This window comes from Paenibacillus sp. JJ-100, assembly GCF_948329825.1.
In the GTDB taxonomy this organism is placed as follows: Bacteria; Bacillota; Bacilli; order Paenibacillales; family Paenibacillaceae; genus Paenibacillus.
This window is the reverse complement of sequence record NZ_CAOJCM010000018.1, coordinates 1-12023: the sequence shown is the minus strand read 5'-3', so window position 1 is coordinate 12023 and position 12023 is coordinate 1. Positions and strand designations below refer to the sequence as shown.

Annotated in this window: 13 protein-coding genes and 1 pseudogene; all 14 read right to left on the bottom strand. The window is 39.3% G+C overall.

Annotated elements, in window-relative coordinates; translation table 11 throughout:
- Positions 1–236: 236 nt before the first annotated feature.
- Positions 237–743 carry a hypothetical protein gene (locus PQG66_RS25205; RefSeq protein ID WP_272040605.1) on the bottom strand — a complete coding sequence of 169 codons (507 nt, stop codon included), beginning with the start codon at positions 741–743 and terminating at the stop codon, positions 237–239.
- A 156-nt stretch (positions 744–899) separates the two neighbouring features.
- Positions 900–1094, bottom strand: a complete 195-nt coding sequence (locus tag PQG66_RS25200; RefSeq protein WP_272040603.1) for a tyrosine-type recombinase/integrase — start codon at positions 1092–1094, stop codon at positions 900–902.
- A 375-nt stretch (positions 1095–1469) separates the two neighbouring features.
- Positions 1470–3131 (bottom strand): M20/M25/M40 family metallo-hydrolase, encoded by a 1662-nt coding sequence (locus PQG66_RS25195; RefSeq protein ID WP_272040600.1) that lies wholly within the window; start codon positions 3129–3131, stop codon positions 1470–1472.
- 131 nt (positions 3132–3262) lie between these two features.
- On the bottom strand, positions 3263–3979 hold the full coding sequence (locus tag PQG66_RS25190) for a hypothetical protein (protein ID WP_272040599.1): 717 nt from the start codon (positions 3977–3979) through the stop codon (positions 3263–3265).
- 66 nt (positions 3980–4045) lie between these two features.
- Positions 4046–4693: an SMI1/KNR4 family protein gene (locus PQG66_RS25185; protein ID WP_272040597.1), complete on the bottom strand. Its 648-nt coding sequence runs from the start codon at positions 4691–4693 to the stop codon at positions 4046–4048.
- Positions 4694–4710: 17 nt separating this feature from the next.
- Positions 4711–5019 carry a hypothetical protein gene (locus PQG66_RS25180; protein WP_272040596.1) on the bottom strand — a complete coding sequence of 103 codons (309 nt, stop codon included), beginning with the start codon at positions 5017–5019 and terminating at the stop codon, positions 4711–4713.
- Positions 5020–5778: an HNH endonuclease gene (locus PQG66_RS25175; RefSeq protein WP_272040595.1), complete on the bottom strand. Its 759-nt coding sequence runs from the start codon at positions 5776–5778 to the stop codon at positions 5020–5022.
- A 2-nt stretch (positions 5779–5780) separates the two neighbouring features.
- Positions 5781–6197 carry a contact-dependent growth inhibition system immunity protein gene (locus PQG66_RS25170; RefSeq protein ID WP_272040594.1) on the bottom strand — a complete coding sequence of 139 codons (417 nt, stop codon included), beginning with the start codon at positions 6195–6197 and terminating at the stop codon, positions 5781–5783.
- A gap of 316 nt (positions 6198–6513) precedes the next feature.
- Positions 6514–7152 (bottom strand): hypothetical protein, encoded by a 639-nt coding sequence (locus PQG66_RS25165; protein WP_272040593.1) that lies wholly within the window; start codon positions 7150–7152, stop codon positions 6514–6516.
- A 249-nt stretch (positions 7153–7401) separates the two neighbouring features.
- On the bottom strand, positions 7402–7857 hold the full coding sequence (locus PQG66_RS25160; RefSeq protein ID WP_272040592.1) for a GNAT family N-acetyltransferase: 456 nt from the start codon (positions 7855–7857) through the stop codon (positions 7402–7404).
- Positions 7858–8770: 913 nt separating this feature from the next.
- Positions 8771–9004: pseudogene (locus tag PQG66_RS25155) on the bottom strand (CPCC family cysteine-rich protein); the annotation flags it as partial.
- Between the two features lie 251 nt (positions 9005–9255).
- The gene (locus PQG66_RS25150; protein WP_272040591.1) at positions 9256–9864 is read right to left on the bottom strand and encodes a hypothetical protein; all 609 of its coding nucleotides are present in this window, start codon (positions 9862–9864) and stop codon (positions 9256–9258) included.
- A gap of 228 nt (positions 9865–10092) precedes the next feature.
- Entirely contained in the window at positions 10093–10662 is a 570-nt protein-coding gene (locus tag PQG66_RS25145) for a GNAT family N-acetyltransferase (RefSeq protein ID WP_272040590.1), read from the bottom strand.
- Positions 10663–10806: 144 nt separating this feature from the next.
- The gene (locus PQG66_RS25140; protein WP_272040589.1) at positions 10807–11946 is read right to left on the bottom strand and encodes a phosphotransferase enzyme family protein; all 1140 of its coding nucleotides are present in this window, start codon (positions 11944–11946) and stop codon (positions 10807–10809) included.
- Positions 11947–12023: the final 77 nt, after the last annotated feature.

Sequence of the window (12023 nt, the reverse complement as noted above, 5' to 3'; positions counted from 1 at the left end):
AGTAGAAAATCTTTTTCTCATCAATAATCTCCTCCTGAAAATAGGTTTGCCGTTAAAAATTAAGAAGGTCTGTTAATGCTTCATCACTTATTCTTAATGGTTTGAGGATTTCGCCTAACATTCCCGTATTCACGACCCGATGTATGTCGGGTGTCTGGCGAATGCCAGACCAAGGGCGTATGCCCGCAGCGTGAATATTATGTTAAGTGGAGTTACTAGCCTCTTCGAAATTCTAACTAGGTATTGATCAGCCTTATATATCTCTTGGCTACGCTCGGTGAAATATCTTCTGATTCCGATTCGATCTGTTCTTCATCAGTCTGATCCTCTATGATTCCTACTCCATTAAAACAAGCATTTTCTTTATACCAATCAATCAGTTCAGGCAAGGAACTGCTTTCTTTCAAATCCTTATCTCCGTAATAAGAAACCAGTATCATTGTAAATGCCGGTACTAAGGCATCTGCATTCAAATAAAATATAAATTCCTTATCTTTATAATGTTTTTGGAGATATCCTACGATCTCTTCCTCAAGATATGAAAAAGCTTCAATCAATTTCTCCGATGGTATTCGATTATTCTTGATCAATTTGTTGAACCCATGTATGTATACGTAGTTATGATTAACTTCATTTTGAATAAGCTCGGGATCATTAGAAAATAAGAAATGTGGAGAAGTCGTGATCAAATGAATTTCTCTGTATGCCTTCTGCGCATACTTTTTTAAATAATCTAGGATCAAGAATTCACTCCTCTTTAGTAATTTCACTTAACATCTAATTTATGTACTTCGTGAATACCACACACCCTGTCCATTAGCTGAACTACGTATATGATAACCCATATTGTGACATTTGCGAAGAAAAACTCGGTGAAAAAGGGAGGAGTAGCCTAGTACTTAATCTCCCAAATCCATCCGATCCAGCGGGCTTTGAATACGCTGGATATTTTTCGTACTAACATGCGTATATCGCTGAGTTGTTCGTGCACTCGTATGACCGAGTAGCTCCTGAATGTATCGTAGATCTGTCCCGTTTTCCAGCAAATGAGTGGCGAAGGAGTGTCTCAGCGCATGAACACTAACCTTTTTCATAATTCCTGCGCATTGTCTAGCTTCTTCAAACACCTTGTGCACGCTCCGCTCAGTAAGATGTCCATCAGAAGATTAACCTGGAACAACCAACGACTTCAGCAATGTATTTTTGTACTATTTGCTAGCGAGACTTGAAAGAAGCGTCCTCCGATACTTTTTACCCTTTCACTGTCTCACTATGAGAGTCACTGCAACACAGACGCACAACTTCACTAACAACAAAAAAGGAAGGCCCTTCTTCATCCCATAGGGAATCAGACGACCTTCCGATGCTTTCGGAACATATATGTTCTTGTAAAAGATAATACGGAGCGCAGCTTTGTGCAATGGCAAGCCAAGTAAGGTGCGGTGTTGCACCTAAAGGACAGAGAGAGCTTATAGTTTTGCACTAGGCGTTTCATAATCATACGCGTTCTTAACACGAGCGCTGCTGCTCATCCGCCGATCGGATGACAACAACGGGAAAATGATCGTGAATGCACATGTGATGAGTACAAATAACACATTCGCTGCATTCAAGGTCAACATCATAAGAAGGATGTAACAGATGGGCGCAAACAGCAAAATAGCCGGTACTGCAAACAGTGTAGCAACCCATCTCCAATGGCCTCCGTTCAGATAAAAGGACAGGTTAAATCCAATGATACTGAACAGCAGCGGCCATACGAACAAATAGCTTCCTCCAGGCAAAACGACTGAAGTTATCATTGCGAACAGCAGCCACAAGAACAACATACCTGCCCATAGATTAAAGGCCTGAACCCGGCGCAGTACCCATCGATTTAGGAAATAGATGACCAGTGCCATGACCAAGAATAACCCGGTCAGATACAGAAGGCTTACCGACGAATCCATCACGATATATTCGTATTGCTTCTGTGAAACGACGGATTGGACACCCCACCATACAAGAGAAATGATTATCCCCACTACTGCGATGCTAAGCAACGATACTAGAAACCCGCCGATCATACCTTTCACACCTAATTGATTGCGACGTATACCGTGCCATACTGTTATGATATAAGCCAAAATCCCGATAATCGCGAGCCCGATAGCCCACGATTGTGGATAATGGACCATCCAGTTGCGGATAGCATTGAAATAGATATAATCTTCTTCCACAATATTGGTTAAGTTCAGGTTACCGAAGTGCCGAGTCAAGCTCAGCATATATTCCCCATGGTGTTGAAGACTGCCCCGATCCAGGTTTTCTGGAGTGTCGAGCACCGTGTGGTACGCATCAAGCCCCATACCGAAGGCAAAATTCAAACCTGCCATTCCACCGTCTCGAAAAATCGTAAAGTCCGTATCGTTGGGGAGCAACTTGTAAGCATCGGAAAGAAGTGAGTTAGCCAATGGGTAAGGAGTAGCATTGATAAATTCTTTAATTAACCACCCATTACCATCGCTTGTCTCAAACATAAAGGAAGGTCCCTGATTACCTCGGGCTTCAAAGTTAAGCACAACCCCGACATCCTTCGCCCATGGGTGCTTTTGAACGAATTCCTGCGCGCCCAGCAATCCCATTTCCTCACCATCTGTCATGAGCAGGATTAGATCATTCTGAAGTGGACCGGATTCACGTATCGCGCGTACCGTTTCCAGCATGGCGGCTATGCCTGAAGCATCGTCAGCTGCACCTGGACTGGTGATAACCGAATCGTAGTGGGCGGCAATCATTACGGCTTTGCTATTGTCCGCTCCCGGAATGCGTGCCATGATATTCTCGACATTTCCTTTAGTAGAATAATATTTGGAGTTAACCATACCCGATTGCACCTCGGGCGTTAATCCAAGATTCTCAAGCTCAGCAATGAGGTAATCACGTACCTGATCATGTTCATCCGTCATAATAGGGTGGGGTTCCTGTGCAATCCGTTCCACCTTAGTCATGGCCCGCTCAGCAGAGAAAGCATCTGACGGTGCGTCCACACCTTCGGGAGCAGGTGCCTGAACTTGTGATAATCCGAGAAGAATCGAACCCACGATCAACATTAGAATAGTGCCACTTCTAACCCACATCCTATATTTCATGCTTCATAATCCCCCAATCGACCTAATGGGTATCCCACTAACCAAACCAGAAAACGGCTCTTACATCCAGATGGTTACATGAATGAACTCGGAGCATGTATTCTTAATAAGTCCGTCAGATAATGGTGATATCAAGCGTCAAGCATTCCACTAAATTCATCTAATTTTTCAAAAACTCGCTTTACCCATTCTTCGTTCTTCCATAAATCAGGGTCGTTCATCTCTCTTTCGGCAGGATGCCCCGTGGCATATGTATCCACCCCGTCCTTACTTCCAAAGTACAGGTCCACAATCTTCAAAGCATTATTTTCGGCAGTGATCAGCATTTCACTTCCCATTCTTGAACTTTCATGTTGAAACGGCAATTCAAGATAGATAACGTTATCTTTTATATGTCGTAATGTAGCTTGTTCAAACTTATTTTCTAACCCGTAATGAATTGCATTGCCACCTTGTGCATCCTGTCTTTGGGTTAGCTCCAACATTTTATCTGTGAATTCTTGAAGGTTCTTGTTCGAAATATATTTTTCAAAGGAAACCCGCTCCTGGTCTGCCACTGCACCGTTATATAAGTTTATGAATGCTTTCCCGAACTCTATGACCGTTTCGTCATCTGCGTTACTAAGATGTTCTCCTTGAATAAAAAACTCTTGATTTGCAAGTTGGTCTAGTTCATCCTTTGTTTTCTTCTCGAGAGTTGCCGTTGACTTACTGCCTTCATCACTGCCTTCATCCATAACGGATTGCGTTTCTTTGCTTAATGCATTGTCTTTTATATCCTCAGTCTCTATGCACCCTGTAAGTCCCATTAGGGAAGATATCATAAGAATCATTATTGTCTTTTTCATATCCATACCTCCTGCTATACGGCGTGATCGAAGTTTCGAATCTACTAGAGTCATACTCGTGATGGATTAGGTATTTCTTGCTTTTAAATAATCAATAGCATGCCAGTGACCATCAAAGACAAACACCTGTTGATCTTCGAATTCCTCCATGACACATTCATCACTCTCTATAATATCTGCAATAAGAGCAATGAATTCATGAAGACTATTGGCTATTACTATCTTTTCATTTTCATCTGTTCCAAAGTTAATGATCTGCCCGACTGTACCATGATCATCTGGATCTAAATCAATTCCGATGTAATTTCCGCCACTATCGTCTGCAATGGGTATCCACAACGTATTAAAACATTGACATTTAATTTTCCCAGGCTCTATTGAAGTACATTGTTCATTTAGTTTCTGGAGATCTGTAGTTGAAAGTGATGAAATCACTTCATTTTGTATTTTCCATTCCGAATAAACTTGTTCAATAGACAAAAACTTCATTCCCAAGATCGACCCTGCTATAAATGTATCGTTATCTCCATTACATAATGAGTAGAGCTCCTTCATATTCTCAGGTAAATCAAACCCGAATTGAGATGCATATCTGTCCCATTCTTTTTTCGAAACGCCTTCATTAAAATTTGCAGTAAATCCGGGATACTTTCTTTCATAATTAGTAACGAGTCTACTCCACTCTTTCTTAAGTCCCTTCTTTGGAAATAGCATATTCGTTCCTCCCACAATCACATATATCCATCTTCGGGTTCACCAACATCAAAACCTAATACTTTAGAGGCTTCCCTTTTAAATTGTTCGATCCAAGTAATCCAATCGCTATCATCCATCTGCGCATAAAAAGATAATCCACTAGGCTCAACGGATGCCACAACAAAAATATCATCCTCTTCATACCCAAACCAATATGGAGTTCCATTTTTATAACCGATCCATCCTGGCATATTCTCATATATCTTAGGAACTTTATCCCACACCTCATCAGGGAGATCATACCATATATTCAGGTTGCAATTCTGAGAGTTTATTTCGCTCATTTACATCATCCTTCTTCTTTCGAAGTTCTGTTTTAATGGGTAATACGCATTATTTTCGGGTAATCTAATTTTTCTGCCAATCACTTTGGATTTGAAATCAACATCTGTGCATATGGTGTAATTTTCATCTACTCGTATGATGTCATTGTCAAATAATTTATGGTGATTACTACATAACAACAGACCGTTATTCACGCTTAACTTTTCTTCATCATTACATCGTGACCATGGGATGATATGTGCCGCTTCTAGTGCTACCTCATGTCGGAAACCACAAAAAGCACATCTCTTGTTATATGCTTCTAATAATGCTTTACGGAAAATGGACTGCGCAATTCCTCTTACCTTGATCTGTGAATAAAGTTCTTTCAGTGGGGCATTTCTAGTCAAAATCGCCGCTGCAAGCTGGTCTTCTGAATTTCCATCCTGTGCATAGGTAAAAGGATTCGTATAGTTTTTCCAATTGAAATTAAATACTCGATCAATTCCTTCATTCATATTGTCGGTATCCCAAGCAATAAACCCATCGCCTACCGTACCCTCCTGGTTGTTCACAATGATCGTTAGCGGAGGAAGTTTATGTTCTAAGCAGTAATTTTGTATGTGCTCCAAAAAATATCTGCACACTCGATGATGGACACCCAGTTCTTCTCCCAGTGACTTATATGTAATTCTGTTATGACTAGTTGCATGTTCGATCAATACGTCCCAGGCTCTATAAGCTCTTTCCTCTTGATTAACCTTTTGATTGATTGTCATGTTCATTCTCCATTCATGTCTGATATGTTAGGCAATCCTCTATATTTGCTTATCTGTTCCTCGATTGTCTCTCTAGCTTCTTCATATACTCTGATCACTTCGTTTAATTCGTTCTTTAGTTCTTTATGATCTTCCCAATATTCTTTATCTACTTTAAGCACTGAACAAAATAAATCTCCGATATATAAATCTCCGGATGCTAATGGATTCTCTATTAATCTCTCCAGTGCTATAGGCAAAAGAATATCAAGGCTCATTTGTTGAAGTATCACAAGCCTTAGATCTTCCTCACTCCATTCACCAAGCGCTTTCTTTCTTAGTTCATGTATTTTCAGAACTAATTGAGAAGTAAAGTTTGGTTCCCTCCACCTCGCGTCTTCGAGTTCTTCAAGGGTTTTCGTTAAATCCACTTGTTGCATATGTTCACCCGCTTAAATAAATGGTATCTGAGCAATCATAACTCCATCATAGCACTCAATATCGGTATTTTCATTATATATAGACTCTCTGATTCGTTGTCGTCCTCCTTTCTACTCAACCCATTCCAAGATGTTATATAAATCATAAAACAATTTCTAAAAAACACGCCCCAGCCTTAGATCGTTCTGATCTAGGTCGGGGCGTGTTTTGCTTGAGCTACTTCCTATTTACTTCTGGCAACTAAGGACATACACTCTGTAGTGTTTTACGAATAGGTGTTGGCTGACATTATTGATTTCCTGAACGACTTCAACATTACTTGGCAATCGCAAGGAAGTTATATGAATGTAAATTTTGCTTCTGGTCGACGATCACTACATAATCTAAACCTGTCACATCTACTGTAAGTTCTCTAGGGTAAGTTTCCTCTACTGGCACTTCTGCTGATAGGATTGGATCGCCAATCGGCTCTCCGTCTTTCGTGGACTCATATATCATACTTGACCCTTCCGAACCACTGCCCGTTATAATCGCTTTATTAAAAACAGAATATTTCAGAGTAGAGTATTGTTTGTTTAGATGAATAACAATGCTGCTTTCTACATCATCCAGTTGATTGAAAATTTCATAGCTATGACCGTCCGCGTCCATAAAACGATCGGTGACTGTTACTACTGAAAGTGCTAATTTCGCTTTAGCAATATCTACTATTTCTCCAGAATAGTATTTACTGCTTGAAAGATTCCCACTCTCCGTAGTTGCTATTGATACTGAGCTTCCGTTAACTGGTGATGTTGAAACTGCTGTCTCCTTGTCCTTGGACAACTTGGCAATAAACGCACCTCCAATAATGCCAATAACAAGAAAAGCAGCAGCAATGATAACAACCGTACCTTTACCTTTCATTGAATCACTCCACTCAAGATCATCTTGATAAGAATATTGTACGCTCACCCGTTTTATTTTATTGATGTATTATCCTCTAATTTGTTTCAACATTATCAGTTAATGCACTTGTATTCACGCATCCGACGCATGTCAGGTGTCCGACAAGCGCCGTTTAAAGACGAAATGCTCGCTACACGGGCTTTATTATAGCCTCTGCTAGGATCATCAACTTTTTTATAATCCAAAATGTTTCATCATGTAATTGATGGTCTGATTCTCTCAGGAAGCCTATGAAAGCAAGCAAATTAATCCAATTTATCTTGTTACGTGATAACTTAGCACAATTTCACCATCTTCTATTTCACCAGTCTCTTGAAAACCGAGACTCTTATATAGACGATTCGCTTCAACATTATGTGGAACATGATTCACTCTGATCTGTGTACAATCAGGTTTAGATGTCAAAATTTTAATGACCTCTTTAATTGCTAGAGAACCGTACCCTTTCTTTTGAAACCTCTGATCCACCATAAAACGCAGTATCCAATAGTATCCATCCTTATATATCTCATTGTCGAATAGTAGAAAACCTACCATTTTATCCTCAGCAAAAATACCAAATGGCCTGGATGTTGGTTCTTTTATCGCGTGAGCAATCGAGTCCGAATTGGAGGCTACCAAATCTTCTTGGTCTCTTCTTGGTCTTAAAGCGATACATTCTTGTTCATTTTCTTTTGTAATAGGTTTCAACGTGACCATCGAGTTACTCATTCTATACGCCTCCAATATTTCAATTTTCTGAATTATAAAATCGTTCAAAACAAGAACATCAAGACCAATTGTAAAAAAATCCGTTAAGCTGAATCGACTACAATTAGTTGGACAGAAAAAAAAGGGCTTACAGAATAAGATTATCATGTTAAGGATCCTTGCACTTTCACCTTCGAGAGAATCAATGAGCGTGAGCAACGCATAGCGAACACTTTGTTAGATAATGTTGGAAATTATTATTATATACTTTGAGAGACGTCATATTTTTTGTACAAGAATGGCACTTTTTTCATGCTTAATGAGGTCTTTGCATATTGGTTTATACGGTCTTTCAGGCATTTTGTCCCTCCATACAACTTGTGCTAGCATTATTCTTAACGTTTCTGTATTCACGACGTCCTACCGCAGGTGCTGGCTGCGCTTGCGCAGTCAATCGGTGCGGATGTATCCGCTGAATTTCCTTCCTTGCCGATCACTTCTCGTGGATCGAGGAGCCGCCAGGCTCCGATGCGTGAATGAGTGAATATAATGTTATGTGAAGGTACAGGCCTCTTTGAATAAACTCAACTTATGTTTTATGCCTCTCTTTAACTGCCTTTATAAAATTATCTCTTATTTCTTGTATCCTATTTTCAATTTCTTGATTGGATAATTTATAAAATCTTTCATCTTCAAAACTTATGTTAGGGTTATCTCGGTTTATTAACATGGTATATTCCCAAGATTCTTCTCGACTTATATAGTCTTCTAATTGAGCGGAATTAAATCTAAAATTTGATTCTGTGACTTTTATTAATCCCTTATATAGATCTAATACAGTTACCATTTGGGCTCCTGTAGCTATAAATATATTGATTAATTCATTTATTGGCATCCTCTGAATCTTTGAAATATCACTAGGGCCTTCATATTCATCAGATTCATTCGGCTTTCTGACAAATTGTGTACATCGTTCTTCACATGCGCCAATCTTTTTAAAATTCAATTGTGCTTCTCGTAATGAGACCTTATTAGCCCCGCCAGAATAATCTGGATCATTGAACTGAATCCCATCATCTTCCCAAAAACAGATTTCACAAATGTCATAGGTACCAGGTGGTTTTTCTGATAATGTTTTATACCCGCAACAAGGACATGCAAAATTCATACTTACCTCCATGTAATCTTAATTCCTGTACTTTCAGATAACGTTCTTGTATTCACGACGTCCAACTCCCTTAAGCCTGGAGGGCGGCCGCGATGCGGTTAGGAAGTCGGATGTGTCCGGCTGATTCTGCTTCCCTGTATCTGAAGACGCTTCAGTCGAATCTTATTCAACTCCAATCCGGACCGAGGGGCGAATGCCCCGAAACGTGAATATAGTGTTATGTGATGTCAGGACCTTCGTTGAAATTACATTCAAAGTATCTTGACTGTTTGTTTAATTCCTTCTTCATCTTCATACTCAAAAATGCTTTTATCTTTCCAGCCTATAATCTTCTCATATGGTTTTATTCTCTTTATTTCTTTATATGGTAATTGGAGCGGATTGGAAAAGTCATAAAAAATAATTTCATATTCATCCGCCCAATAACAACCTCCTACAACCAATACATCCATCTCATTCGTATAATTTATTTCTGCCCAACAAAATCCCATACCCTCGAAAAACTCTTCCGGTACAAAATCAATGACCTTCATATCTCTTAGATTTACTATTGAGTATCCTTGATAATCTTGGCCACATAGTAAATAACTTCCTTTTTCTTTAACCACCCATTTGAACAGAAAAGATCCTATATTACGTATCAAAACAAGTTCATTTCCTGTACTACAATGTGTTAGGATTCCTCTTGTATATTCCCAGCCTTGATTTTCTTTAGGAACATAATGCTCAATGGTCAACTTATATTCATTATCGGGCGAAAAGTAAATTTCATCTCTATCGGTTTTATATTTGTTTTCTAAAGAAACTAATACCTGTTTCCTATATTCGAGGTACTTCACATCTTTTGCTATATTCTTCAATGCGCTCCCCCTTAATAATTACCCTAATTTCACATAACGTTCCTGTATTCACGACGTCCAACTCCCTTAAGGCTGCGACAGCAGCCGGCCGCGATGCGGTTAGTCGGTGCGGATGTGCCCGCTGAATCTGCTTCTTTGCCGACCGCTTCTCACGGACCAAGGGCCGTCAGGACCGCTGCGTGGATATGATGTTAGTGGGATGTCTCTGCCTCCTCTGAGTAACAAATATTATCTATATTCATGCTTTAATTGCCCCATTATAATCAGTGATTCATATGATTCTTCTTTCTTTATGCATTCTCTTAAAATACCTTCAACTTTAAATCCAGCTAATTCATATACATGCTTTGCTCTAGTATTATGTTCTTTTACATCCAACCAAAGACGATGTGCGTTCAAATCATTAAAAACATAATCTTGAATTAATTTAATTGATTCCTTCCCAAATCCTTTTCCTTTAATAGCAATATTTATCCTGACCAATTCAATACAACTGTTTCGATTAGTTAATCCAGAAAGTATTATATAACCCACTGCTTGATTGTTGCTACTTTCAACTATGATGTGTAATTGATCACGACTTCTAATTGCATCAAGATGTTGTTCCGTGGTCCATGGAATAATGAAATCCCTACTATCAGAATGCTGTTCAAGAACAAAAACAAAATCAACATCTTCAATTGTTGTTTCTCTGAATTTGATCATTTTTGATTCTTTTAAATTATCAGTAGACAGGAATGTCACCTCAATTCTTAAAAATAAATCTGCAGATATTTCATAAAACGATTCTGTATTCACGAACCCTCACTACCTTAAGGGGCTTAAGCCCCGGCCGCTACGCGGTTAGGTAGTACAGGGTTGTCAGCTGAATCTGCTTCTCCGAAATTCCTCTTGCGGACCGAGAGACAGGCGTAGCCTGATCGATGCGTGAATGCTATGTTATCAGGTGTTGAGGCCTTCCTCGAGATTGCTTTCGAAGTCTACGGGTTCGATCACTTCGAATAAAAATGGTCTATCATTTATATATGCTTTAATATAAGCTAGAGCATATTTTTGTTCATTGATTAAACTTGGAATTTCTCTAGGATCAGAGGAGTGATGACAATAATTCCCAATCATAAACATAATGAAAAAGCATTCCAGATCACGTACGTAATCCTTATTTAGTTTGATTACGCTCTCATATCCTTGAATAAGTAACCATCGATGTCTAGGATATAGTTCTAACAACGAAGCTGACATATCGTAAAGATAGTATCCGTAACCGCATCTTCCAAAATCAATTGGATTTGGAATTCCGTTGTTAAACACTACGTTTCCGGAATGCAAGTCCGCATGAATAAGTCCGTAGTTTCGGGTGTCTCGCTTCATACTATCAAATTGACGAATGATCTTATCTATAGCTTCTTGATATAGCTTCCATGACTCGTCCGATAGAAATCGTGGGTAATAACGTTCTAGTTTGGACACTTCTTTTCTAAAGCTATCACTCCCCCAATGAGGCCGAACAAAATCGGATGGAATTTCAAAACTTGCGGACGCTTCATGAAGTTTGCCCATCATTACACCCATGCTGTTTACATGATTATCAGTAAACTCGCCACTCCAATGTTCTCCCTCAACCCACTTCATTAATGAGACATATGGTTTCCGATACCCCTCATCCGTTTCACACTCCAAAATATAAGATCCACTACGACTTCTTATCCCTTGTGGCACTTTGAGATCATTTAATTTCCCTAATTCATTCAGGAAAACAAGTTCAGACAAGATTTCTTCTTTGTTTACTCTTTCGGAATGAATACGAAGCAAATAACTTTCCTTCGTTACGGTTTCTATTTTGTATGTAATGGTATCTGACAATTGAATAAAACGAATACAATTCCATTCAATTTCATACTGTTTGATTGCCCATAATGCAACATTCCTTGCACGTGAGAGTAAACTTTGTCGTGTTTCATCTGTATCAAAGTGATAAAAGGGTTTCATGGCTCCACCTTTTCTTTTAATTTTTTTTATATTCTTGCCCCAATCTCTGATAACGTTGCTGCATTTCTGACGTTCAAGTGGCTTAAGGTGCAATGCACCGGGTCGTCAGACTTAGCCGGTTGGATGTGTCGCCTGATTCACTTCTCAGAAAATTCCTCTTGGCGACCAAG